This is a genomic window from Flavipsychrobacter stenotrophus (assembly GCF_002954265.1).
GTDB classification, from domain to species: domain Bacteria; phylum Bacteroidota; class Bacteroidia; order Chitinophagales; family Chitinophagaceae; genus Flavipsychrobacter; species Flavipsychrobacter stenotrophus.
In genome coordinates, this window is the sequence record NZ_PPSL01000001.1 from 274,047 (window position 1) to 299,773 (window position 25,727).

The 25,727-nt window shown below is 42.7% G+C and carries 26 protein-coding genes; 9 read left to right on the forward strand and 17 right to left on the reverse strand.

Annotated elements, in window-relative coordinates:
* Positions 1–259: 259 nt before the first annotated feature.
* The 7 genes from CJD36_RS01360 to CJD36_RS01390 form a co-directional block, all read right to left on the reverse strand.
* Positions 260–814 carry a DUF420 domain-containing protein gene (locus tag CJD36_RS01360; RefSeq protein WP_105037311.1) on the reverse strand — a complete coding sequence of 185 codons (555 nt, stop codon included), beginning with the start codon at positions 812–814 and terminating at the stop codon, positions 260–262.
* A gap of 121 nt (positions 815–935) precedes the next feature.
* Positions 936–1,655: an SCO family protein gene (locus CJD36_RS01365; protein WP_105037312.1), complete on the reverse strand. Its 720-nt coding sequence runs from the start codon at positions 1,653–1,655 to the stop codon at positions 936–938.
* Complete coding sequence (locus CJD36_RS01370; protein WP_240609271.1) at positions 1,655–2,098, reverse strand: cytochrome C oxidase subunit IV family protein; 444 nt, start codon at positions 2,096–2,098, stop codon at positions 1,655–1,657. Before CJD36_RS01370 ends, CJD36_RS01365 begins: the two co-directional genes overlap by 1 nt.
* A gap of 35 nt (positions 2,099–2,133) precedes the next feature.
* The gene (locus CJD36_RS01375) at positions 2,134–2,895 is read right to left on the reverse strand and encodes a cytochrome c oxidase subunit 3 (protein ID WP_105037313.1); all 762 of its coding nucleotides are present in this window, start codon (positions 2,893–2,895) and stop codon (positions 2,134–2,136) included.
* A 54-nt stretch (positions 2,896–2,949) separates the two neighbouring features.
* The gene (locus CJD36_RS01380; protein ID WP_105037314.1) at positions 2,950–3,570 is read right to left on the reverse strand and encodes a cytochrome c oxidase subunit 3; all 621 of its coding nucleotides are present in this window, start codon (positions 3,568–3,570) and stop codon (positions 2,950–2,952) included.
* Positions 3,571–3,594: 24 nt separating this feature from the next.
* Positions 3,595–4,530, reverse strand: coding sequence for a heme o synthase (cyoE, locus tag CJD36_RS01385; protein WP_105037315.1), 936 nt, complete (start codon positions 4,528–4,530; stop codon positions 3,595–3,597).
* Positions 4,531–4,648: 118 nt separating this feature from the next.
* Positions 4,649–5,632 carry a glycosyltransferase gene (locus CJD36_RS01390; RefSeq protein ID WP_161499166.1) on the reverse strand — a complete coding sequence of 328 codons (984 nt, stop codon included), beginning with the start codon at positions 5,630–5,632 and terminating at the stop codon, positions 4,649–4,651.
* 575 nt (positions 5,633–6,207) lie between these two features.
* On the opposite strand from CJD36_RS01390, the gene CJD36_RS01395 reads away from it, so the two are divergent.
* Positions 6,208–7,329 carry a hypothetical protein gene (locus CJD36_RS01395; protein WP_105037317.1) on the forward strand — a complete coding sequence of 374 codons (1,122 nt, stop codon included), beginning with the start codon at positions 6,208–6,210 and terminating at the stop codon, positions 7,327–7,329.
* 5 nt (positions 7,330–7,334) lie between these two features.
* The gene (locus CJD36_RS01400; RefSeq protein ID WP_133162438.1) at positions 7,335–8,468 is read left to right on the forward strand and encodes a hypothetical protein; all 1,134 of its coding nucleotides are present in this window, start codon (positions 7,335–7,337) and stop codon (positions 8,466–8,468) included.
* 1 nt (position 8,469) lies between these two features.
* Here CJD36_RS01400 and CJD36_RS01405 read toward each other — a convergent pair whose 3' ends face one another.
* Positions 8,470–10,350, reverse strand: a complete 1,881-nt coding sequence (locus tag CJD36_RS01405) for an Nramp family divalent metal transporter (protein WP_105037319.1) — start codon at positions 10,348–10,350, stop codon at positions 8,470–8,472.
* A gap of 226 nt (positions 10,351–10,576) precedes the next feature.
* Here CJD36_RS01405 and CJD36_RS01410 point away from each other — a divergent pair, with 226 nt between their 5' ends.
* Together CJD36_RS01410 and CJD36_RS01415 are read left to right on the forward strand one after the other, a co-directional pair.
* Complete coding sequence (locus CJD36_RS01410) at positions 10,577–11,980, forward strand: phosphoglucomutase/phosphomannomutase family protein (protein WP_105037320.1); 1,404 nt, start codon at positions 10,577–10,579, stop codon at positions 11,978–11,980.
* A 163-nt stretch (positions 11,981–12,143) separates the two neighbouring features.
* Positions 12,144–12,809, forward strand: a complete 666-nt coding sequence (locus tag CJD36_RS01415; protein ID WP_205685535.1) for a rhomboid family intramembrane serine protease — start codon at positions 12,144–12,146, stop codon at positions 12,807–12,809.
* 5 nt (positions 12,810–12,814) lie between these two features.
* On the opposite strand, the gene tilS is transcribed toward CJD36_RS01415, so the two are convergent.
* The 4 genes from tilS to CJD36_RS01435 all read right to left on the reverse strand — a co-directional run bounded on the left by tilS (position 12,815) and on the right by CJD36_RS01435 (position 18,468).
* Positions 12,815–14,152 carry a tRNA lysidine(34) synthetase TilS gene (tilS, locus tag CJD36_RS01420; protein ID WP_105037322.1) on the reverse strand — a complete coding sequence of 446 codons (1,338 nt, stop codon included), beginning with the start codon at positions 14,150–14,152 and terminating at the stop codon, positions 12,815–12,817.
* A 63-nt stretch (positions 14,153–14,215) separates the two neighbouring features.
* Positions 14,216–14,530, reverse strand: coding sequence for a tetratricopeptide repeat protein (locus tag CJD36_RS01425; RefSeq protein ID WP_105037323.1), 315 nt, complete (start codon positions 14,528–14,530; stop codon positions 14,216–14,218).
* A gap of 141 nt (positions 14,531–14,671) precedes the next feature.
* Positions 14,672–16,627 (reverse strand): T9SS type A sorting domain-containing protein, encoded by a 1,956-nt coding sequence (locus tag CJD36_RS01430; RefSeq protein ID WP_105037324.1) that lies wholly within the window; start codon positions 16,625–16,627, stop codon positions 14,672–14,674.
* Positions 16,628–16,824: 197 nt separating this feature from the next.
* The gene (locus CJD36_RS01435; protein WP_105037325.1) at positions 16,825–18,468 is read right to left on the reverse strand and encodes a T9SS type A sorting domain-containing protein; all 1,644 of its coding nucleotides are present in this window, start codon (positions 18,466–18,468) and stop codon (positions 16,825–16,827) included.
* A 167-nt stretch (positions 18,469–18,635) separates the two neighbouring features.
* On the opposite strand from CJD36_RS01435, the gene def reads away from it, so the two are divergent.
* From def to CJD36_RS01450, 3 genes are read left to right on the forward strand one after another with little or no spacing between them, the layout of a single operon-like run.
* The gene (def, locus tag CJD36_RS01440; RefSeq protein WP_105037326.1) at positions 18,636–19,214 is read left to right on the forward strand and encodes a peptide deformylase; all 579 of its coding nucleotides are present in this window, start codon (positions 18,636–18,638) and stop codon (positions 19,212–19,214) included.
* A 30-nt stretch (positions 19,215–19,244) separates the two neighbouring features.
* A complete protein-coding gene (locus CJD36_RS01445) occupies positions 19,245–19,796 on the forward strand; it encodes an RNA polymerase sigma factor (RefSeq protein WP_240609272.1) in 552 nt (183 codons plus the stop codon).
* Positions 19,797–19,825: 29 nt separating this feature from the next.
* Positions 19,826–20,683: an anti-sigma factor gene (locus CJD36_RS01450; RefSeq protein WP_105037327.1), complete on the forward strand. Its 858-nt coding sequence runs from the start codon at positions 19,826–19,828 to the stop codon at positions 20,681–20,683.
* 147 nt (positions 20,684–20,830) lie between these two features.
* On the opposite strand, the gene CJD36_RS01455 is transcribed toward CJD36_RS01450, so the two are convergent.
* The 3 genes from CJD36_RS01455 to CJD36_RS01465 form a co-directional block, all read right to left on the reverse strand.
* Complete coding sequence (locus CJD36_RS01455) at positions 20,831–21,808, reverse strand: SDR family oxidoreductase (protein WP_105037328.1); 978 nt, start codon at positions 21,806–21,808, stop codon at positions 20,831–20,833.
* Between the two features lie 73 nt (positions 21,809–21,881).
* Entirely contained in the window at positions 21,882–22,001 is a 120-nt protein-coding gene (locus tag CJD36_RS01460) for a 30S ribosomal protein THX (RefSeq protein ID WP_105037329.1), read from the reverse strand.
* A gap of 92 nt (positions 22,002–22,093) precedes the next feature.
* Positions 22,094–22,510, reverse strand: coding sequence for a nucleoside-diphosphate kinase (locus CJD36_RS01465; protein ID WP_105037330.1), 417 nt, complete (start codon positions 22,508–22,510; stop codon positions 22,094–22,096).
* Positions 22,511–22,729: 219 nt separating this feature from the next.
* On the opposite strand from CJD36_RS01465, the gene CJD36_RS01470 reads away from it, so the two are divergent.
* Positions 22,730–23,413 carry a hypothetical protein gene (locus CJD36_RS01470; protein WP_133162439.1) on the forward strand — a complete coding sequence of 228 codons (684 nt, stop codon included), beginning with the start codon at positions 22,730–22,732 and terminating at the stop codon, positions 23,411–23,413.
* A 62-nt stretch (positions 23,414–23,475) separates the two neighbouring features.
* On the opposite strand, the gene CJD36_RS01475 is transcribed toward CJD36_RS01470, so the two are convergent.
* Positions 23,476–24,282, reverse strand: a complete 807-nt coding sequence (locus tag CJD36_RS01475; RefSeq protein WP_105037332.1) for a toxin — start codon at positions 24,280–24,282, stop codon at positions 23,476–23,478.
* On the reverse strand, positions 24,263–24,526 hold the full coding sequence (locus CJD36_RS01480; protein WP_105037333.1) for a hypothetical protein: 264 nt from the start codon (positions 24,524–24,526) through the stop codon (positions 24,263–24,265). The genes CJD36_RS01475 and CJD36_RS01480 overlap by 20 nt, the downstream gene beginning before the upstream one ends.
* 180 nt (positions 24,527–24,706) lie before the next feature.
* On the opposite strand from CJD36_RS01480, the gene CJD36_RS01485 reads away from it, so the two are divergent.
* Complete coding sequence (locus tag CJD36_RS01485) at positions 24,707–25,702, forward strand: DHH family phosphoesterase (RefSeq protein ID WP_105037334.1); 996 nt, start codon at positions 24,707–24,709, stop codon at positions 25,700–25,702.
* The last annotated feature ends 25 nt before the right edge of the window (positions 25,703–25,727 follow it).

The following is a 25,727-nucleotide window of genomic DNA, read 5'->3' on the forward strand; positions in this document are numbered from 1 at the left end:
TTCTTTTCTTTGTGCTGCCGTCCCGCATGAAGGGCGGGATAGACGCCGAAAAGAAACAAAAGAAAGCGGCACTTTTGCGAATCGCTCCGCGCGCAAAAGGAGCTAAGCTGCGTGTTATTGCAGCTGGCCCGACCCGACCGCTCCTCGCAAGCTCGGCCAACGCTTCTTTCGCCAAAATACGCTATTCATACGTACTATCCAGGTAATTTGGTAGTGAGTAACGTTTAGAAAACGTAGGACGAAACTTAACAAATCAAAACTAAAGTGCAGGCACGTAATACGGATGAATGAAGTAGTACACCAATACACCGGTGATGCTTACATACAACCACAGTGGCCAGGTATACTTTGCCAGCTTTTTATGTTTTTCATATTCGCCGGTCAGTGACCTGTAGGCGGTGAACAATGCGAATGGCAGTATGATAGTTGCCAGAGGGATATGAGTGATCAGGATGAAGATGTATGCGTAGTACTTACCATCGTGCGGACCGCCATACTTAGTTTCTCCGGCCAGCAGGTGGTGGCCAACGTAAGACAGCAGGAACAATGAAGACAAAATAATAGCCAGCAGCATAATGTTCTTATGAGCGGTATACTGTTTGTTCTTTACAGTGATCAGACCCAATATCAACAATACGGTAACGGTAGAGTTGATCAGCGCATTGACCAAGGCAAACAGGTGAATATTAAAACCGAGGTCAAGGTCGAGTTTGTATTTTGATGTAATGGCCACCAATGCAAACACAGCAATAGATGCGGTCCAGATAATGATCTGTGCTTTTTTGTCGTCTTTTTTTAAAACAGGGGTAAGCATATTAAACTAAGTTAAAAGTGAAAAGTTAAAACATAAAAGTACCTGAGCCGATGTATATACGATAAAAGTGCTCACTGCTCAATTGCTTTTAACTTTACGCTTGCTTGTATTGGAATATTTTTTATTTTTTCTTCTTTCTATCTTTTTCAAGTGTTAGTAGTACTATGTCGTCGGCACATTTGGTAACAGCGGTATCGTTAAGCCCATCATAGTAACCTCTTACGTAGCGGTTCTTATCAAGTAATATGAGCTTATCAGAATGAATGAAATCTTCTGCGCCACCATCGCCGGGACCTGTAGCAATACCCAGTTCTTTACGGGCGAATTCATAAATGGTCTTTTTATCACCCGTCAGGAACCACCAATGATCGGGGTTGGCATCATACCTGTCGGCATAGGCTCGTAGTACCTGGAAAGAGTCGTGCTCCGGCATTACAGTTATAGAAATGAACTGTATATCATTGCTGAGATTAGTTTCTTTCTTAGGATCTTTTTTAAAGCCCATCTGCAGGGTACGCATGCTTTTGGACAACTTAGGGCAGGTAGCGCTGCACTCGGCGAAGAAGAAATTGATGACCACCATCTTCCCTTCCAAATCTTTATTCAGCGATACTTTTTCGCCTACCTGGTTGGTAAGTACAAGGTCACCCACCTGGTGGTAAACAGTATCTAGTTTAGGCGGATCTCCGGCCAGTGTGTCTACCTTCTCTATAATGTAGTGTTTTGGCATCTTTATCTTGCCCTTAGAGAGTTTGCTCACTATAAGGTATAAAGAAAGCGGTAGCAAAAACGCTACCGCTATACCAATAAAGAATTTATTATTTGATCTTTTCTGAGTCATTATTTTGCTATCTGTTCAGTACCATGGTCACGTGCTTTGCTTGTGTCGTTCATGTGCAACCAGAAACTGCCATCGGCAAGGAATGCTATGATGAACCATACGAACAAAACGAGTGGTATCAATACCGTGACCATGAAGTTTTTCTTTTCATCGCCAAGGTGCATGAATACGTAAACAATAAAGCCCGCCTTAACCAATGTAAGACTCAGGTATACAAATGCAAGGATCTCCCGAGATACGCTGTGGCTTAACTGCATACCAATGAAAACTTCAACAATGGTGATGGCCAGCAAAACCCAGAAAACTTTCCATATCTTTTTTATCTGCGTTTTACTTTCTGTAGATTCTACATCAGAATGATGAGACATTACACCAGAGTAGAGCTTAGACTGGTCTCCCTCATAAAGTGCTTGTATGTTATCGTTATTAGCGTGTGATGACATTGTATAATTTTTTTAGGTTTTGAGTCAGTAAGAGATTAAAGAAGGTAGAAGCAAGTGAATACGAATACCCAAACCAGATCTACAAAGTGCCAGTAAAGACCGATCTTTTCTACCATCTCGTAGTGACCGCGACGCTCATAAGTGCCGTTTACTGTATTAACCAACATGAGTATGTTGAAGATAACACCGCTGGTTACGTGACCACCATGAAAACCTGTGATAGTAAAGAAATAGTTGAAGAAGTTGTGTGTAGACTGCATAGCTACCAATGGCTGTGTATGCAGCATATTGGCAACTTCCTTGTTCTCCATATTAAAGAACTGCTGGTATTCGTGTACTGGTGTGTTCACATTTGTAAATGTGCCCCATAGACCGCCGCACTCACCTGCAAGGTGTGTCCACTCCCAAGCCTGGCAACCCAGGAACGCAATACCACCGATAATGGTCCATAACAACCATGTAGCCACGCTTTTCTTGTCGCCATAGTGACCGGCATGTACTGCCAGTACCATAGTTACAGAACTCATGATGAGTATGAAAGTCATCAGACTCACGAATACCAACGGGAGGTTGTGCCCTTCGAGGAAGGGGAACGACTTGAATACAGTGTTTGCATCAGGCCATACGGCACTGAAGAAACGGGTAGTACCATACGAGATAAGGAAGGCTCCGAAAGTGAGGGCATCCGATAAGAGGAAGAACCACATCATCATTTTTCCGTAGCTGACGTTGAAAGGAGAACGACCTCCTCCCCATAAATTTGGCTCCTGTGCTGTAGTAGCTGTAGCTTGCGACATAGACTTGTTTTATTATTTCAGTGTGTGAATTTGAGTGCGAAAATGCAAACAATTTTATTGATTTACCAGAAAGAATACAAATAAATATATCCATAATGCGTCAACGAAGTGCCAGTAACCACCGACGATCTCCAAACCTGTTGAATTATAGACCTTAATTTGTGTTCTGAAAGAGCGTAAAAATGTGATGGCCAGCGCTACAATTCCACCTAAAATGTGGGCAATGTGCAGACCTGCAATGATGAACAAAAATGATTCACTAGGGTTGCCATCTACGCGAACCGGCATTATTTCGTTGAGTGTTTGTCCGTTGATCCTCATGGGCTGGCCGAGGTGGTACAACTGGTAAAAGCCTAAACATTGCAATGCGCAGAATAAACAGCCCAATACCAAAGTGGTCAATAGGAGTGTTCTATAACGCGACATCTGCCTGTTTTTGAAGGCTTTAGTCCCCAGGAAAATGGTAATGCTGCTGAGGAAAATTACGATAGTTGAATACCAGAACACGGAAGGAAGCGTGAAATAACGCCAGTTTCCCTGAGATTCGCGTACCATATAGCCGCTGGTGAGCCCGGCAAACATCATGCTGATGCTACCCATGGCTACCCACAATGCGAATTTATGCGGATGTATCTTTCTGCCCTCGGTCTTGTTACTCTTTAAAATACCTTCCATAACGCTGTTCTTTTCACTAAAATATTATATCACATGTTTGTCGGCCAGTAAGGCTATCAGTATAACCGGTAGATATATGAACGATGCAAACATTACTCTTCTTGCTGACTTATGATCATTGGCCCTGAAAAACATAACAGATGCTACAAAGAACATAATACCACATGCCATACACACGTACATGCCAATATTGTCTGTAAGTCCTATCATTCTGGGCACTACTGATAAAGGGATGAGCACCAGGCTATAGAACATACATTGCAAACCTGTAAAACGTGTTTCTTTTTCACGTGTAGGGAGCATTTTCATGCCTGCGCGGCTGTAATCGTCGAACGCTACATAGGCGATAGCCCAGAAATGCGGGAACTGCCAGAAAAACTGGAATAAGAATAAAACCCAGCCGCCTAAGCCAAGCACGCCGGTAAGTGTGCCAGTAGCAGCCACCCAGCCTATAAGGGGTGGTAATGCACCCGGTATAGCGCCTATAAGCACGGCAACCGGATGTATTTTCTTCATTGGTGTGTAGGCGAACGCGTACAGCAATAAAGAGAAGAAGCTAAGCCCTGCAGCAAGAATATTGAAGTAGTAACCCAGCAAAATTGCACCACCAAGACCTGTAACCGCGGCAAATACCCAGGCTTCGGGTTGGTCCATGCGGCCCTCCGGCATAGGGCGGTTTTTGGTACGGTTCATTAGCTTGTCGCTATCGCGCTCCAGGATCTGGTTAATGGTATTAGCGCCACCGGTAACCATCATGCCCCCGATAAACAGGGTAATAGCGTTCTGCCACATGGTCATATCACTCCATGAAAAAGTAATGTTGGGAGCCATTAGATAGCCTATAACGCTGCTGAATACCACCATGCCACTGAGATTTGGCTTCAGTAGTTGGCTGTAGTCCTTAGCACGGCCTGCTGCCGTTATATGCCACTTTGCTTTGATAGACTGTTCTCGCAACATTAATTACCTGGGGAAATATCTTTTTGATTACAGGTCGCAAAACTACGACATTTTATGATTTCATTAAGGAGTAATAAAAATTTCTAAAACAAGTATTTGATTTGGCTATATTGCCCACCTAAATAGATTCGTTTTTGCTGAATCGCTCAATAGCTAATGCAGCCTGATAGTAAGACTTTTCATAGACGATCGACTCTATGAACTGATAGTCTTTAATGCACTTATGAGTGTCTTCCTGATTACCGTAAAACAAGTGAACACGATTGATCTTCGGCAGGATATCTACCGTCCATTCGTCACCTCTGGCTAAACTTACTTTCTTTATTTCCTTATTTAAGGTGTTTGACGCGTGTTTATATCCGATCATTTCACTCGCAGCTTTTGCTACTTCTGTCCTTGTTGTTGCTCTGCTCTTTTTAATAGCAGAGACAAGATCTTGCGGTGTAGTGTAATTTGTAACTAATGGTGATGTGAACTTCCAGTTAGGGAACCCGATATGGTCTTTTACCACAACTACCGGAGTACCAGCCATCATACTTTCAAAATTAGCTTTATTAGCTCCTTCGCGCCTTGAGGCCAGCACATGACAGTAAGAAGCATTTAGGATCTCATTTATTTGAGTTTGTTTAATTTCTATAAAAATATCAGCTTTATCAAACAAGCCATACTTTTTTAGCAGTGCTTCCATCCATTCTCTTTTGTACCCCACATGACTGGAGGCCGCAATAGCAAACCTCAGATCACCAATCCAGTATTTGCTTAAAGCAGCCAATAAGAAGGGATATCGCTTTACGGGTATGAAATTAGAAATGATACAAAAATCATATTTCTTCTCAATAGATTCGTCCGGATAAAAATTTTCTATATTTACCCAGTCGCCCGCGGTAAGTGGAACCGGTTTGAAACCATGGGCAATATGAATGTTCTTCTCCCTGATACTTAATGATTGCACGAAAATCTCTGACTTTAATGGCAGAAAAGCACTATACATTTGGTACGGGCTTTCGGCACTAGGCTCTATCACCAAGTGGTATTTTTCCTGTAGTTTATCCATATCAAACAAAAAAGGTAGGGCGTTTATTATCTCGGTATATTTTACCATAATAATGCCTTTTTCTTTAACTGATATCCATGGTTTAATGCAAAGGATATTTGCTCTCAGAAATTTTTTCCCTGATTCGTTATTAAAGCGTTTGATCACATCTTTTCGAAAAGGTTCCGCCAGGCTGCAATCTTCGGGGGTATATTTGTTTTTTAAATTTCGGTAGAGTATGCGGCTAACAATGCCCGAAATGTGAGATTCAAGGTGTTCTGTGTTTGCTGCAAATCCAAAACAGGTAGCATAGTTTTTCCTGAAGTAATTTTTTACAAAGTGTAACGTAAAATAAACAGTTATAAGGTCTCGCTTAAATTTTATTAGTTGAGGATTAGTCATAATCAATAGTATCGAATTAAAGCTGTTGGGTAAAACTACCACTTTTTATTATTTCAGTTGGTGGTATACCATGGTGATTCCATTAATTATCCACATACGAGCAAAACTATTGTGTGGGAACAATGGGATAATGTGCTAATGTTGGAATATTTATATTGTTTTGGGATTTTGTGTACTGTTTGACAGTCCCGGTTTTACTCGTTATTAAATTGCTTTGGCACTATTTTCCTGAACAACGTTTTATGAAGACACTTTTCCTTTCGTTTTTCCTATTGCCCGCCTTCTGTAATGTTCGTGCCGATGATTACCTTATGAAGGGCAACATTGGGAAGTACCCTGTGGTTTTTGATCTGTTTATGAGTGGCAACCAGATAGAGGCGACCTATTTCTACACTTCTACCTGCATAGACATAGTACTGAAGGGAGAACGCACAGACAATGGGGTAGTGCTCTACGCCTGCCACTATAACGGGAACATAGAGGATACTACAGAGACGTGGCAACTCACGGAAAATGCCAACAAAAGCTGGACGGGTAAATGGATAGGTAAGAGAGGTAAAGCGTATGATGTGGTGTTGGCGCCGATAGATGTTAATACTATCAGACATCCATATGCTCAATTGCCAATTGTAAAAGAATTTAAAGAAGGAGATGCCTATAATTACGTAAGATCTTCAATGCTGCAGGTTGTTAAGGATACTGCTATAGCCCAATACGGTAAATACTCATTGAGAGACTACCATTTGAAGAATGCAAGGATAGAGATGTTTGAAATAGTGGGGGGCATGGATAAGACGCTTGCAGCTAAGATAAACAGCCGCTTGCTGAACAAGTTTGTAGAACATGCGTGGAATTACTATGGTTGTACCGGCAATGATACTCCTGCTTACAATTATACGATCTATCCACCATACATCACCGACAATATATTGAGTGTTAACATCACTGCTGATTATTATTGTAATCAGGCTGCGCACCCCGACTTTACACAGGATCCGGTAACAATAGACATGAAAACGGGCAATGAACTGGTTCTGGAAGATATTCTCAGTCTCACTGCTACAGTGGTGTCGGTTGACCATGAGGGGAAGTGGAGCGACTACAGGGCTGAAATTTACGGACCAAGGCTTTTGGCGTTAATGCAGAAGTTACATCCTCATCAAATGTCTCTCATAAATGAATGTGGCTATGGTACAGTCGATCCGTGGAGGTATCCGACCTGGTACGTAACTGAAAAGGGACTTTATATATCACCTTCTTTTCCGCATGTGATGAGCAATTGCTTGCTTCCTGATTGGTCTTACATATCATTTGAAGAGCTCAAAAAACATAAGAATCCTAAAAAGCATATAACACTACCTTAAGTATCATGAAGCAATTATTTTTATTATCTGTTGCCGTTTTGACGATCAATACTGTAAAAGCACAGGACTATTTGCTTAAAGGCACATTGGGCAGATCCACCGTAGTAGTAGACCTTATTGTGTCTGGTGGTGACGCGGAGGTCACCTATTTTTATTCCACCACGTGCACTGATATTACGCTCAGGGGATTAAAGACCAGTGGTGGTATAGCAGTGTATGCAACACACCGCAGTTTTTTAGTAGGCAAAAACTACGATACGTCTGAAAGTATAATACTGAAGCAAAACCCAGACAAAAGCTGGACTGGCACCTGGGCAGATAAAAAGGGCAAAAAGCAGCCTATGTTATTGGCCCCCTTAGATGTAGCGACCATAAAACATCCATTTGCCGACCTGCCAGTAGTGAGGCAATTTAAAGCGACAGAACCCTACGAATTTGTAAGGTCATATATGCTGCCTGTAGACAGGGATGCCAACCCAACCAATAAAGGGAAACTCAAGTTCAAATACATAAAGCTTAGAGGCACGTCGGTGAAGTTATTGTTCCTGACAGAGGGCTTGGAGAGTGCTATGATGGCTAAGGTCAATAATATGATGATCAATAAGTTTATAGAGTTTGCCTGTAGTTATTGTTCCTGTGCAGCCAACATAGGTGCACCCTCTTATGAGTACAATATAGAAAATCTCTACCTCTCCGAGAATATACTGAGTGTATACGTCACCTTCCAATATTTCTGCAAGGGAGAGCCACATGCCGATGGGGGAGAGGAGCCTATTAATATAGACCTGAAAACAGGAGAAGAGCTGGAGTTGGAAGACCTGTTATATCTGAGTAAAGTGGCAGTGCCTGAGCCTGGCTCTGCTAAGTGGTTTGCTTACAGGGAGAAGGTTTATGCCCCGCAACTGGTAGCACTGCTACAGGGCCTACACCCTAAACAAATGGCTTACAAGGAAGACTGCAACTACAACGGTGTGAAGCTATGGGTAAACCCTGAATGGTATATCAACGATAAGGGACTTTACATATCGCCGGTATTCCCGCGCGAAATAGCGCCGTGCCGTAACCCTGAATGGTCGTTTGTTCCTTTTAAAGTAGTGAATGAGCGTAAGAACCCCGGGAAGAAAATAGTATTGCCGTAACCTACCGCGCTATAAACACCGGCACATCTATCTTGTGTCTTACTGAATTGATGGTTTCGCCAAACAGCCAGTCTTTAGCTGTTTTATGGCCATGGCTACCGACTACTAACAGGTCGCAGTTGTTGTCTTTTACTATGCGGGCTATTTCGGTTATACGGTTTTTAAAGCCCAATACACCGGTGGCAGTATATCCTTTCGCTTGCAGCAGGGCTACATATTCATCCATAGTAGCCCGGTCTGTCTGGGTCTCGAAGTCTTCTGCTTTATTGCCCATTACCATAGCCGATGCGCTTTCAACCACGTGTATCAATACCAGTGAAGTGTTTTCCTTTGCCAGTTTCATTGCATACTGCAATACCTTTCCATCTTTATTACTGAAATCAAGTGCCAGTGCTACTTTATTGAAAGAGACCTGCTCTACTTCAGCCATTATATCGGCCGGGGTATGCTGGTGAATATCTTTATGGCTAGCTTTTCTTTTCAACACAAACGGGTAGAAAATGGTTATTAATAAGACTACTGTAATGAATGTCACCGTGCCAATGATGAGGCCCTGCAACCAAATATTATTGCTATAGGCCAACCACTGCTGCACATTCTCGGCAACCAGTTTTATGTTGAGCGATAGAATGATAACAGCTATCAACCATGATACTACTTTGGTTGTCATACTGATAGTAAACACACCCATTTTGGCTCTGTCACTTACAAAGTGAATGAGGGGTATTACCGCAAATGCCAATTGCATGCTCAATAGCACCTGGCTGAAGACCAGCATCTCATCGAGCTTTGAATCTCCCGCGATCAATATAACTATTACCGCCGGCACTATGGCTAGCATACGGGTTATAAGTCGACGCGCTATAGGATTTAAGCGAAGGTGTAGATAGCCTTCCATAATTATCTGACCAGCAAGGGTTCCGGTAACTGTAGAGCTTTGTCCTGCTGCTACCAGTGCAACAGCAAAAAGAATAGCAGCCCACTTGCTGCCCAGCAGCGGTGCCAACAGTTTATGTGCGTCTTGAATGGAGGCAACATTGTGCAAACCGGAGGTGTAGAATACCGTTCCCGCCAATATCAATATTGCCGCATTGACAAAAAATGCGATGTTGAGGGCGATAGCACTATCCAGAATATTAAAGCGAATAGCCTTCCTGATGGACTTTTCATCGGTGCCGATCTTGCGGGTCTGCACAAGGGCTGAATGGAGGTAAAGGTTATGCGGCATTACCGTGGCGCCTATGATACCAATGGCAATATAAAGGGCGGCGTTATTGGGTATGTGCGGTACGAGGCCCAGCGATACTTGTCCCAGATCGGGTTTGGCAAAGAAGATCTCGGTAAGGAAGCAGCCGCCTATTATGGCAATAAGCGCTATAATAAATGCCTCCATTTTGCGCATGCCCAGCTTTTGCAGGTAAAGCAGCAGAAAAGTATCGAGCAGTGTAATGAGCACGCCACCCAGCATGGGTAGTCCAAACAAGAGGTTAAGACCTATTGCCATACCGAGTACTTCTGCCAGGTCGCATGCTGCAATGGCAATTTCAGCTAGTCCGTAGAGTACATAGTTGACAAAAGGAGGATAGAGATCGCGGCTGCACTGCGCCAGGTCGCGGCCCTGCACAATACCAAGTCTGGCACTGAGTGACTGTAGTAAGAATGCCATCAGGTTGCTCATCAGCAATACCCACAGCAGGACGTAACCAAACTGGCTGCCACCGGCAATATCTGTAGCCCAGTTGCCGGGGTCCATATAACCTACACTCACCAGGTAGGCGGGGCCAAAGAATGCAAATATTTTCTTCCACTTATTACCCGATTTCGAAGGATCTACTGATCCGTGTACGTCGTGAAGTGATTTTTCGTTTATATGATCGGTCATTAAAAAACACTGTTTGATGGCTATTTGTCCGGTTTGGCTTTCAGTAAGCAGTACCGTTAATAATAGCGTTGCAAATGTACGAAATAAAATTAGGCAAGACTAATTATATGGCTTTGGTCATTCCTATTTCTATTCAAAAGAGGATAATTTATTATTTCATTCACATTATGACCGTAACAACAAAAGGTTTTATAAATTTGCCGCACATTAGAAACGAATCATACACATGGTAACTGATAAAATCAAATTTGGTACTGACGGGTGGAGAGCTATTATAGCACAGGATTTCACCGTTTACAATGTTGCAAGAGTAGCTAAGGGTCAGGCTGACTGGTTGCTGAAAGACCATAAGAATCCGACTGTTGTTGTAGGGCACGATTGCCGTTTTGCAGGTGAATTGTTTGCGGAAACTGCTGCAAGAGTGTTGTGTGCCAATGGTGTAAAGGTGTTGTTGTCTAAAGGCTTTATCAGCACACCAATGATATCTTTGGGTGTATTGAAGCTGAATGCACAGCAGGGTGTGGTGATCACAGCATCACACAATCCTCCATCATACAATGGTTATAAGCTTAAGGGAGCACACGGTGGCCCGTCAAGCCCTAAGGATATTGCTGCTGTTGAAGCATTGATACCTGAAGAAGTGACCATCCCTACAGAATCAATAGAATACTACAAAGAGAAGGGTTTGTTGGAATACATCAACCTGGAAGATATGTATGTTGACTACATCAAAACCAAGTTTGATTTTGACGCGTTGAACAAGTCTCCGTTCAAAATGGCCTATGATGCTATGTTTGGTGCAGGGCAGAATGTTATTAAGCGCCTGTTGCCCAATGCGGTATTGTTCCATTGCGACAACAACCCGGGTTTCCACGGCCAGGCGCCTGAGCCATTGGATAAGAACCTGCAGGAAATGGCAAAAGCTATCGCTTCAACTCCTGAGTTGAAAGTAGGTCTTGCTACCGATGGTGATGCTGATCGTATTGGTTTGTATGACGAAGACGGTAAGTTTGTTGATGCACATAACATCATCTTGTTGCTCATTCACTACCTGTTCAAGTACAAGAAAATGACCGGTAAGGTAGCTATCGCTTTCTCTGTAACAGACAGGGTAAAGAAGATGTGCGAACATTACAATATACCAGTAGAGGTTACGGCTATCGGCTTTAAGTACATCAGCGAAATAATGGTGAACGAAGACGTATTGGTTGGTGGTGAAGAGAGTGGTGGTATTGCTGTCAAGGGGCATATCCCTGAGCGCGATGGTATCTATGATGGATTGGTTTTGTATGAATTCATGACAGAGACCGGCAAGACATTGAAGGAACTTTGTGAAGAAGTTTATGCAATAGTTGGGCACTTCGTTTACGAGCGCAACGACCTGCATGTAGAGAACAGCAAGAAGGAAGCTATAATAGCAAAGGCGCAGGCCAATGGTTATGCTAAATTCGGCAAGTACACTTTCAACCGCATTGAGACGATAGATGGTGTTAAATACCACCTTGATAACGGCGGCTGGATGATGCTGCGCGCATCGGGTACAGAACCTGTATTGCGTATCTATGCAGAAGGTAACAGCAAAGAAGAAACACTGGACATACTGGAAGAAGTGAAGAAGGAAATTCTTTAAAAGTGAAAACTAAAAACTGAAAAGTAAAAAGTGTAAGTTACTGATCAGGGTTTAAATATTTATTAGTGCGCCTTGCCTGTTTGGTAAGGCGCATTTTATTTTATGAGAATATTTGCAATAAAGAGATCGACCGCACTGCTATGACACCCACTTTCGCTTATCTTTGAAACACAACACATTCGTCGACAAATACAATCTCCCAATCGTGGTATTTACGCTTATTATTATAGTTACAACCGTATTAGTGTCATTGGCTGCATTCAATGATGCTAATCTGCGCAGCAGGCTTATACTCTATCCGCGTATCATGAACGGCCCGTCAGAGTATTACAGGTTACTGACTTCCGGCTTTATTCATGCCGACTGGAACCACCTTATCTTTAACATGATCACCATGTTCTTCTTTGGCAGAATAGTTGAAGAAAGCATTCTAGGCGATTTTTATGGCCGCGCCGGCGGGCTTATTTACCTTATTCTATATATGTCGGGTATTGTTATGTCTTCGGTACCTAGTGTTATCAAACACCGGAATGATAGTACATATGCTGCGCTGGGTGCATCGGGTGGTGTATCGTCAATTCTTTTCTTTGTTATCTATTTCTTTCCATGGTCCAAGATCAGTATGTACTTTATTCCTATCGGTATACCAGCTATAATATACGGAGTACTATACACACTTTACTCTCTGTATATGTCTAAGCGTGGAAACGACAATATAGGTCATGATGCTCACCTTGGTGGTGCATTATATGGTTTTGTATTCGCGTTGATCGTTGATCCTACACACGGACAAATGTTCCTGTACCAGATACTGCACCCCGTTTTTTAATAAATCTAACGTGTTGTTTTGGTTACCACAAGTACCTGTTCGGTAGATTCCTTTACCTTGAAGCGTTCGTCAAGGCGCATGCCTGTAAGCCATATTATGCGCTTATTGCACTCCAGTACCCACACATGTTCCTTTTCGTGAATCGGCATCTTGGCTTCTATCAGTAGCTTGCTTACCTTTTTCTTTTTCATGCTCATACCCAGCGGGTACATATAGTCACCGATCTTCCACTTGCGGAGTATCATTGGAAATTCCACCTTATTAAGGTCTATCAATGCGGTGTGTGCATCTTTGTCCAGCTGCTTAGGTTTGTCTTCAATAGCAAATGAAAAATGGTCCTTACCTGTATCAATATTGCATGGCGCGGCCTCCACCAGTATCATGTCGGTAGTTAAAGTAGGCAGGGTAGTGATGATCAGGAAGTCACGGTTCTTTATTACCCTGTGGCTGGTCGAGTTAACATAGTGACCGCTTTCTGAATCCAATAAACCAAATACATGTGGCACCTGTGCAGAATTGAATCCATAAGGATGGATCAACTCATAGACGATAGTGGCCAGCGGCTGTTTGTGGCGCAACTTCAATATAGGAATGTAGAGGTCCTGTCCTCTAAGTTCTATCAGGTTCTTTTTTTCTGCTTCAAGTGCTTTACGGTAGAGTAGTTCCGCTTCTCCAAACCTTTCTATGCTTTCGTTTACACTTGCTATTGCATTGGGGAAGCTTTCCAGCACCACGGGAAGGATATTTAATCTTACAGCGTTGCGCAGGTAGTCGTCACTGGCGTTAGATGCATCTTCCCTGTAGCGGATCTCGTTCTGTTCGGCATAGGCTAGTATTGCGGCTTTGTTGGTAAACAGTAGTGGCCGAATGATATCATTCTGTTCCGGCAAAATGCCATGAATCCCTGCTATACCGGTACCTTTGAACAGGTTAATGAGTAGGGTCTCTACATTGTCATTGCCATGATGCGCAGTAGCTATTTTGCTGTATTTGTGTTCCTTTCTTAATTGTTCAAACCATTCGTAGCGCAGTATGCGCGCAGTTTCCTGGGTTCCTTTTTTCCACTCTTCCGAGTGTTTCTTTGTTTCAAAGCGAATGTTGTGAAAGGGGATAGTATTTACTGCGCACCAGTCCCTCACTAATTGTTCATCACCATCGGCCTCTTCACCCCTTAGTTGAAAATTACAATGTGCTACTCCAAATGCAATGTTGTTCTTCAGAAACAGTTCAGCCATTACCATAGAGTCAATGCCACCACTTACAGTGAGCAAAACACTCTCGGTAGCACCGCAAAATTTCCTGGCCGCCCAGTTATACCTGAATTGTGCTAATAGATCCATCATTTTAATTGAAATGTTTGTATAAAAGGAGTCTACAGCAAACACTTTTTACTTTTAATTTTTAAGTTAATACACCAGGTCCTCGTGTGCATTCTGCAACTCGCTGTAGCTATGCATGTCTTTTGCTGCTTTTGCCTGTATCATTCCTTTCTCATAAATGCTTACTGCTTCATCTCGCTGACCAATTCGCTCCAGCAGTTTACCAAGATGGTAATAAGTAGCCACATAGCCTTCGTTATGTTCCAGGTTCTTCAGGAAGTACTTTTGTGCTTCGGCTTCATTACCTTCTTTCACATACTCCAGCGCAAGTGCATGATTCAAAAAATTATCATCAGGTGTTTCTTTCAGAAAGGCCAGGATCTTCTCTATCCGTTGGTTCATATACTATATCGAAATTGGACTGTTATTGGCTGCAAATATACCGTATTTGCAGTGCCCCCATTAGTGGATCAACAAAGTATGCCACAAAAAAACGGGCTGTATCCCTACAGCCCGTCCACTTAAACACTCATTCTCCTTATCTTATTTTGCAATGATTATTCTTGTCTGTAGTTTGTTGCTGCCATCAGCGTTGTCAATGAACTGTACAGTATAAACACCATTTTCAAGTGAAGATGTGTTGATCAGCTTGCTGGACTCCATGCAATTTTCAGTGATCACTACTCTGCCCAGTACATCCAGTATTCTCAATGTTCCATTCACATGGTCTATACCAGAAAGGTCTATATTCAACTGGTCTTGCGCAGGGTTAGGATAAGCATCTATAGCCATTGCCTTGGTGCCTAATTCATTTACACCTGCGGCCCATGGTGTAGCATAAAAATACTTAGTGAATCCGCAACCAAAATCATGAGCGTATGTACCGCCTGTAGTGTAGCCTGCCATAGGTATTATTGTTCCGGTCAGTTTTCTAATGAGAAATGTACCCGATGTTACACCCGATGGGTTGGCCCACCAATGCAATCCATTGCAACCAGCATCTGTTAACTCCAGCCTGTAGCAACCCGATGTGAGCGTAACTGTATCATTGTAAATAGTAGATACAAGTGCATTGGTGCGCTGTGCTACCACATTATTGCTCATATCATAGATCTTCCAGCTGGTTTCGCTTGCAGTACCAGATGTGGCCTCATTGTTGGTGGCCAATCCTAGTCTTATGGTCAATGGCCATAGAGAAGCATTTACGTACTGGCTGGTCATGGTATTATTGGTAGCGTCTTCATCAGCAGCTCCGTTTACGCTTGCTATAGATGCGCTGAAGGTACGAGTGCCCGTTACGCCTGCTTCATCATTAAGCAGATACATTTCCGGTAAGGTCACATCAGCTTCTTCCATTGAAGCGATAGAACCTGTCCAGTTATAAGATTGCATTGTACCGCCGGCTAGTCCGTAGCTAATGGTCATAGTAGTTATGGCAGCAGAACCGCTGTTACGCACATGTATAGTTGGTTTACCACAAATGGTGTTCTCGCGGAAGTAGTTCTCGTTATTGGACGGTGAGATGATATCTTCCAGCGATGCATCAACTGTTCTGTTCATAGGGCCATAATAGATCATGTGCGCTTCTGTAGTATAACTCGGAGATCCACCCGCTGCGGTGTAGGCGTCAAAGTCAAGGCTGGTGTTGAAGGTACTGCCTGCGGTGATGCCCGGTAATACATTGTGGTGTGAATAAACAATAGCGCCCGGGCACCAGTTGCCTCTATCATATACCCATGTGCCCGACTGCGGGAACAGTTCGTTACTGCCGCAATTATCTCTCCAGATAGTTTTAGTAACTGCCGCGCTGCCATTCAACATTACACGGTAGTTTTTGGTGCAAAACTCACTACAACCTGTGTTATCAGATCCGTGGCCAGTAACGGTAAATTTCAGTTCAGCTGATTGTGTGCCGTTTGGTGCAGTTTCAGTAATAGCAGGAAAATGTGTATTGATATCCGGTGAGCCTCCGTAGCCGAAGCTACCATACCACAGGCGCTTTACACCAGTTACATTGCGCTCTGGTGTGCCCTCTATAAAAGCAAATTTTATATCTCCGGTGAATCCGCCTGAATACCCTGAAAATAGTATCCGCATAATAGCCGGACCTGTCAGTTTAGAAGCATAAGGTGTTACATCATAAAAATAGCGCTGCTTCCAGGTAAGTGGCGTGCGTGGTGCTCCTGAGTTGGCATAAGGCGTGATCAACCTGCCCAATTCAAAAGTATCAGTAGGTGTCATTAAAAAGTTCTGCACTGTATAATCCCAGTCGCCGCAATAAGTAGGAGAACCCGGACAAGCATACTTACCAAGCGTAAATATCATTAATACCTTACGGTAACTTGTTCCCGATGTAGGGAAGCTTATAGATGTATCGTAGTTGTTGTAATAAGAGAGTTGTACATTATTAGCTTGTACCCATGTTGTATCTCCCGGTGCTGCTTTCACACTTCCGGCTGCCAAAAAACATCCTAAAAGAATAAGTAATACTTTTTTCATTTCAATTATTTGATTCAAAATTAATGATTAAATAGCGTGGCAATTGCCGACTTTGTTCTAAATCTGACCCTCTTAGAATTAATACTACAAATTATACCAGTTCTTGTTTTGAAACAAAAAATACTTTGATATTTTGGCTAATATTTATTTCTATCAAGTATTTCAGTTACTTATGAATGTTCAATAATATTATTCGTTCAATCTGCCTTCTTTACGACTTTTCGTGACTTTAATTGCAGACAGTTGTTGTTGTACAGTAGAATGTTGTAAACGCCGTCTGGTAAATTGCTCATGCTGATCTGATGTATTTCATTGGCGCGATCTACGATCTTTCCGGCGGCATCAACTATCACCATATTTACTACAAACGGCGCTTTTATGAGCAGAGTGGCTGTAGATGGGTCTGCGTTTATCTGTACCTGGCTGTTCAGGTTTTTAATGCTGTCTGCCTGTGTGTTACTGATGAAGAAATCGGGAGAGGTTGCCTGCCGGTCTTTTTTGTCTGTTACAGTTACCGCAAATGTGCCTCCACTTTCAGGAGTAAATACAGAATCTGTAGCTCCAGGTATGGAAGCCCCATTTAGCAACCACTGGTATGTCTTGTAATGCCCTGTAGATAACGTAAGGCAATTTCTGGTTATGGCCGGGGAGGGCCCTCCGGCTTTTACCCTTACACTATCGGTATATTCGTATCCGTTAGCAGTAACTGTGCAATAATAATTAGTGTTCTGTTTCGGAGCTACGTGTATAGAATAGGTGGTATCTCCCGTCGACCATCTCACTTTTACGCTTTGCTTACCCATCCAGTTCAGGCGGGTGTTACAGTCGAGGGCAAAATTGTAACTATGGTCTTTAGCAAAGCTCTTAATGCCGGATACCTTAATTGTACCTATCGTTCTTTTAGCGGTAAACAGGTATATGTTATTGTAAAAGTCTGTGGCTGCAAAAAGGTCATTGTCCAGTTGTATGCCGCCATACCCGGGAGTAGAGAATAGTAATTCCTCTTCGTTCTTCCGCTTGCGGTATAGTTTATTATCAAAATACAGGCCACGGCGATAGATCACATAGTCGTCGTGAAAGTCGGTGAGTGTGCAGTATTTATAGTTTTTGTCGTGGTGTATAGAGTTGGTAACTTCCTGGCGGCCGGCCAGCGAGTTTTGTATAAATATATCTGTAGGCAGGGCATCAAAAAAATTGGCAAAATGCGAATAGGCAAAGTCATAACTGCCCGGTGCATACCTGCAATTTTTACTCCATAGTTGCCAGTCGTTAGTAAGATTTGTTACAAATTTAGAATCTATGTTATACTCAAAAACGTCTCCGTCTCTGGTTAGACTGGGGTATTGGTCATTGCCGTATGAATAGAGAATGCGCTTTTTGTCTTTACTCCAGTCCAGGTCATACACCGCGTTTTTGTTGAATTGTGGCACGATGAAAACGATCTGTTCATTGTTGCCTTTTATGTTATTCCTGCACACCCAGGCAGTATCAAGCGTGCTGTAATACATAGCGCCTTCCCTTTGCATTCTGTACCGCACATACAACATTTCCTTTCTGTCGGCCGATACTACAACATTCATACGGTTATAACCGTCTGCAAACACCTGCTCGTACTTTCCCGAGCGGCTGTTACGAGCCCAGATTGTCCATCGGTTTGATTTCGGGTCGCGGGCCGAAAAAATAAAATTACTGTAGGCTTTGGTGGAGTCAATAGAAAATGTAAGGTTACTACCTGCGGCAACTACGGTGTCATGTTGGAGTATCTCATAAGCACCTTGTGCCCTGGCAAAGGAAGGCACAAGCCACAAAAGAAGAATAAGGAGGAATTTTTGTACACGCATTGGTTGCTATAAGGAGCAAATTAAGGTATAATTCAATCTTCTCTAAAAAAACATTGGCGGGCAAAATACAAAGCGCACCTATATCCGTATATAAAGACTTTTGTGCGAAGATGCTACCCAAAGTATAAAAATGATGTAATTTGCACGTTCTAACAATTGTTGAGTTCATGATTTTACCTGTTGTGGCTTTTGGCCATCCGGTTTTGCGAAAAGTTTGTGATGACATTACTCCAGACTATCCGGGCCTTACTAAGTTGATCGCCGATATGTGGGATACTGTTTATAACAGTAATGGTGTAGGCATTGCAGCCCCCCAGATAAACAAGCCTATTCGCTTGTTTGTAATTGACACAGTGCAGGTTGTAGATGATTTTGATGACGATGATCGTAAACGCTATCCTAACGAGAAGGCAATAAAGCAGGTCTTTATCAATGCACACATCATCGAAGAAACGGGCGATACCTGGGCGTATAATGAAGGTTGCCTGAGCATTCCGCATGTAAGAGAAGATATTCACAGACAGGCAAAAGTGCATCTTCGTTACCTTGATGAAAACTTTGTAGCGCATGAAGGGCATTTCCATGGCATCACAGCCAGGGTTATTCAGCATGAATATGATCACATAGAGGGCAAGCTTTTTATCGACTACATTTCAGGATTGAAGAAAAGGCTGATGAAGAAGAAACTGGATGACATTTCTTCGGGAAAAGTAAAAGTGGACTACCGCATGATCTTTCCAAAATAAAGTGGATATTTGGACAACTAATTCTAAACATTGGCACCAATAGCTGTTACATATAGTGAAGAGGAACTGATTCTGCTGCTCAAACAGCAGAGCAGGGATGCTTTTAACTATTTGTACAAAAATTATTCGGCTGTATTGTTTGGTGTGATCAACAAAGTGGTATTTGATGAGGAAACTGCCAGCGATGTATTGCAGGAAGCCTTTGTGAAGATCTGGAACAACATTGATCGGTACGATAGTAAGAAAGGAAGAATATATACCTGGATGATCAACATTGCCCGAAACGCCGCAATTGACAAATTGCGATCAAAAGGCGAGATCATGAAGTCAAAAATCCAAACAGGTGAAGACATCGTAAATGATGTAACGAAAGGGCAGAAGACGGAGCAGTCGACAGATACTATAGGATTGCGAAAAATGGTTTCCGAACTTCGCCCAGAGTATGAGGTAATTGTGAGTATGGCCTATTTTAAAGGATTTACCCTGGATGAAATATCAAAAACACTCAATATCCCGTTAGGTACTGTAAAAACGCGAATGCGAAGCGCCATGCAGCAATTGAGGAATGAATTTAATAATTAATATAATACATACGTAGCAATATAAACAAGGTGACAACGAAAGAATACATAGAATCCGGCAACTTAGAAGCCTTTGTACTGGGCGCTCTTACTCCACAGGAGGAAGCGCAGGTGCTTGCTGATATAGCCGAGAATCCGGAACTAGCTAAGGAAGTAGCAGCCATTGAAGAGGCACTGCTTAACTATGCTATCGCTGGCTCTATGACTCCGCCCGAAGACCTTAAAGAGAAAATATGGGACTCGCTGCAGCCTGTTGAAAAAGTAAATCGAAATAACATATCATTCCAGGCTACACCAAATGCCGGTGCACCTGATCCTTCGGTAAATAGAACCATACCATTGGGTGCACCTCTACGCAATACACAATGGCGCTATGCGGCAATATGGGTAGCATTGGTGGGTAGCGTGGCAATGAATGGTATATTCTGGGTACAGAACAGCAAGCAAAAGCAACAGTTTGAAACACAGGCCGTGGCCCTTAATTCTATTGTTGAGGAGCAGAAGGCGCTGGCTCAAACGGTAGTAAAATACAAGCAGAATGCAGACATGATGGCCGATACCGCTATGCAGACCATTGTAATGCACACGATAGTAAAAGGCCATCCTATGGCGGCAACCGTATACTGGAAGAAGGAAAAGGGCGAAGCCTATGTAATGATAGAAGGCCTGCCTAAACCACCAAAGGGTATGCAGTACCAGCTATGGGTAATGCAGGAAGGTAAGCCGGTGGGTATTGGTATGATGCCTGTAGAAATGGCCGGAACCGCCAGCATTCAAAAGATAGATAGGCCGGTAATGTCGGGCGATGCATTTGCCATATCATTAGAAAAAGAAGGCGGCAGCCTAACCCCAACAGCAGAGAATATCTATGTAATGAGTAAGTCTTAAAATAAAAAGTAAAAACATGAAATAAAAAATGCCGGACATCTTATAGTGTCCGGCATTTTTACTTCTTATGATCATCACTTTTCCGCGATCGTATCGCAGATGCAAGAGCGTTTAGTTTGTAACGCCCGAAAAATGATAATTAATTATCTACTTGCTCTTAAAAAAGTCAACCGTTATTTTTAAACCGTCCAGGAACTCGGTAGTAGGGTGGTAGCCTAATAACGTCTGTGCTCTTGATATATTGGCAAGGCTATCATGAATATCACCTGCACGTGGCTCTCTGTATGTTGCCTCGTGAGTAGCACCCAGCATATCTCTGATAGATTCGTATAGGAAGTTTACCGAGAAGTTGAAGCCTACAGCAATATTATATGCCTTACCAAATGCTTCCGGATTTTCGCATAGCATGCCTTTAATGTTGGCCTGCACTGCATTTGCTACGTATGTAAAGTCACGCGTCTGTATGCCATCACCATTTATGTAAACGGGTGTCTTGGCCATAATGCCGCTTACGAATAAAGGTATTACTGCTGCGTAAGGTCCGTTAGGGTCTTGCCTTGGTCCGAATATATTGAAGTACCTAAGGCCAACAACATTCATGTTGTAAAGCTTATGAAATACATTGGCATATAACTCATTGGTCATCTTGGTAACCGCATAAGGCGATAGTAGATTGCCGGTTCTGTCTTCACGCTTAGGCAGGTTAGGCTCATCGCCATAAACAGACGATGAAGATGCATACACAAAAGCCTTTACGCCCGCGTTCTTAGCCGCAGTGATCATGTTTACAAAGCCACCTACATTCACATCGTTACTGGTAACCGGGTCTTTCACCGAACGGGGCACAGAGCCTAGTGCTGCCTGGTGCGTAACATAGTCAATACCCTCACATGCCTTGTCACATGTTGTGGCATCCCGTATATCGCCCTCCATAAATTCGTATTGAGGATAGCTTTGAAACAGATTGACATTATCGATAGAGCCTGTTGCCAGGTTGTCCAGCACTCTTACTTTACCTGCGCCATTGGTGAGTAAATACTCAACAATATGCGAACCGATAAAGCCGGCACCGCCGGTTACCAGAAAGCTAAAACCTGAAATATCCTTATTATGAAAAACACTCATTATGCAAAAATTTAAGTCAAAAAAAGACCGTACATTTTACAAAGTACGGCCTCAAATTACATTTCGAATGTTTTTAGTTTTTTGCTGCAACCGGTGCTGCTGTTGCTACTTTCTTAGCACGAGCAAGACGTGATTTGCCAAAGCTACCTATTGCTATTTTACCTTTTTTAGTACGTTTATCGCCTCTTCCCATTGTAAAGTTTGTTTTTTTATGTTGCAAATGTAAAAAAAAGCGGGCAACTTATACAATTTCCCGCTATTTAATTTATTATGTCACTCAAAAAATTAGAATTGCTCCAGTCCGCTGAAGTAGAAAGAACCTTCTATCAGAGCGTTCTCATCGCTATCAGAACCGTGAACTGCATTCTCACCTATTGATGTAGCGTATTTTTTACGGATAGTACCTTCTTCAGCCTGTGCAGGGTTGGTAGCGCCTATCAACTTACGGAAATCAGCTACTGCATTTTCCTTTTCAAGGATAGCAGCTACTATTGGACCGCTGCTCATGAACTGAGTCAATTCGCCATAGAATGGACGGCCAGCGTGAACTTCATAGAATTTTTCAGCCTGCTTAGTGGTGATGTGCAGATATTTCATTGCTACGATCTTGAAACCACCATCAGTTATCATTTGCAAGATGTTACCTATATTACCTGCCTTCACAGCGTCAGGCTTGATCATGGTAAACGTACGATTGGACATATTATTCTTTGATTTTGTGCGGCAAAGGTATTTAAAAATAAAAAAGTAAAAGTTAAAATGTTGGAAATCTAATTGTCATTCTTACAAGGGCAACTAAAGCACATCGGGGCCATCACAGCAGCCGGTTTCAATTTGCATTATTAGCCAGTTGATTTTTTAAACATCATGGTGAATATTCACATTTCGTATATTATCTTTAAAGCAAAAAGCCAATATTGCATGAAAAAATTGCTGCTGATTGCTCCCTTCGCTTTGCTATTCTTCTACTCCTGCAAAAAAGGACCGGCCGATACCATAAGAGCTACCGCACCTTATCAATTGAATAATCTGCACGACTACCTTGTTACCAACGATGCGGTCAATACCACCGATGTTGCCTTTACCCTTGGCGATGCAGACGAAGGGGATATCACGGTGGTTCCGGTAAATTTACCTGCCGGGGTTACCATAACGCCGACATCTATAACTGTACAAACAACAGACTCTTTCCGGTTTACAGTGACATCTACATTACCGGTATCAGGCAGCTATCCTATCAAATTACGTTGCTCAGCTTTATATCGCAAAGACCAAACTTTTACGTTTAACCTGGTGTCCGGTACAGATTTAGGTATACCACTTGTTGGTGCCTGGACCTGCCATGATTCCAGCTCTAATGCATTTCTCACAGGTACTTATTCAGCAACCATAACCCGTGCAGGCCCCAATCAGGTAAATGTAAACCGCTCCGGCCGCACCATACACTGCCATCTTAATGGTTTAACAGGTACAGTTATTACAGATGCGATCACCGCAGCTTACTCATATACCGCAGGAACAGGCACATTCTCCAACAGCCAAATTATATTGGATTATATGACTTACCCGAATTACACCCGTATCAGAAGTACGCTGACCAGGTAGAGATGTGATATTATGAAGGTTTGCACAAATTGCCGGGATAGGAAGAATTGCTTTTCCGGTTCCTACTTTACACCACCCACCTTCTTAGAATAATATTCCCTGAACCAGTTGGGTACGTCATTCTTATTAATAGTATCCCACGCTTTTTTATTGCCATTCTTTTTGAAATGAGCGAACAACTTTGCCTCACTGCCATTAATTGAGTTATCCCAGAAGAACGCCTGATAAGCAATCTGCGATGCATCGAATAAAAGGTCGAGTGAGCGATAGTATCGGCTTTCTATCTTGTCAGGCGGCACATCATGTCCACCTTTTGCTTTACGCGCCAGCACACGAAATTTATTGATCTTCGGCGATCTGGTAGAAACAAAATAGAGATAGACTTTGTAGCCGGCTTCTACGGCCTGCCGCATAATATCCAGCTTTGACGGGTGGGAGAACACAGTTTCGAACGAGAATTTGCGTTGCTCTTTCAGTAATTTCTTACGGAGAAAATCGGCAATGATCTGTGCAAGCCGCTCATCGGTTTTGAAGTTCTTCAGCTTTAATTCATTGTTCCTTATATAAAAAGCCTGGGCAAACATCTGCTCATTAAAGGGTTTGCCAATAAGGCCCGATGAGCGTGCGGTTTCGGTAAATTCTTTCTTATCGGTAGTGATCTCGTAGTCTGAGAAGGTAAAGGTGTTATTGCGCAATTGCCGCGCTATGTCATCGGCATTGATGTAGATGCCAAAATCTATTGGTTTGCCATTTACTTTAGAATTTCTGACGAACTGTATTACGGTACTTTTACCCGATCCGTTGGGGCCGGCAAATACTCTGAGTCGAAGATTGGGAGGATGCCCGATATTAGTCGAGGGCGAGATCATAGTCGGTATTTTCTGGCTCCAGGGGAGATATTTTTTCAGTACGACCATCCGGGAATATCTTCATTACCCATCCGTCTCTGGCTATCACATTGTAGCCCATCACCTTCATTGTTTCTTCTGCCGCCTTTCTGAAACCCTGTTTAGCCGCACTTATTAATATACGCTTAGTAAGATAGGGCTTCTTTTCCTGGTTATCAACTACGTGAAGTTCCTTATTTTCCTTTATGGTCTTTTCCTTTCCCATGAGTGTGTAAAGTTAAGCATTTTGCCTCTTTCAAAAGGCACGTGCAGTTTCCCCTTTGGTGTACCTTCTATATCCACTATGTTTTACCTACCTTTGCACTCCGTAAGAATCTAACATATGAAAAATGTAGATTTGGCGGTAACAACTTTTTGATTTTAACATTTGACTTTTAACTTAAACATGCGCTCAATTCAAGACGCTTTCCCTTTACTGCAGTCGCCTAAGAAGATATTTATTACTACCCATCATAAGCCGGATGGCGATGCGATAGGTAGTATGTTGGGGCTGTATCATTACCTGGTGAAGAAGGGGCATACTGTTTATGCAGTATCTCCCTGCGAACTGCCGGAATTCCTTATGTGGATGCCGGGTGTAGATAAGTTGTATAATTATGAGTCTCAAATAAAGGTTTGTCAGCAGTTGTTGACAGAAGTAGACCTTATATTCTGCCTCGACTTTAATGACTACAGCCGTACAAAGCACTTGGAAGCGCCTTTGGCTGCCGCTACGCAACCTAAGATATTATTAGATCACCACCTTATGCCAAAACCCTATTGGGACTACGGCATGAGCATACCAGAGAAAAGTAGTACCTGTGAAATGGTATATGACTTTATCAACCTGTGCAACGATAATGATCTTATAGATACCCAAATAGCTGAGTGCCTGTATACCGGTGTTATGACAGATACCGGATCTTTCAGATTCCCCATAACTACAGCCAGTGTTCACTCTATGATCGCTAACCTAAAGCATCATGGACTGGAGCATTCTAAGATCCACGAGCATATCTACGATTCTTGGAGCGAAAGCCGCATGCGTTTCTTAGGCTATGTACTAACAGAGAAGATGGAGGTATTTCCTGAGTATAATGCTGCACTCATTACTTTGTCAAGGAAAGACATGGGTATGTTCGACACGCAGAGTGGAGATACAGAAGGATTGGTCAACTACCCGCTGAGCATTGCCAATATCAGGTTCGCAACATTGATCACCGAGCGGAATGACGAGGTAAAACTATCTTTCCGCAGCAAAGGAGATTTTGATGTAAGTGCATTTTCAAGAGCACATTTTGAGGGCGGAGGGCATTTTAATGCCTCCGGTGGACGCTCAAAAGCCAGCTTAAAGGACACAATTGCTAATTTTAAGAAAATTTTGTCGGATATTCACCCCTGAAAAAATTAAAAAGTTATACTATTTA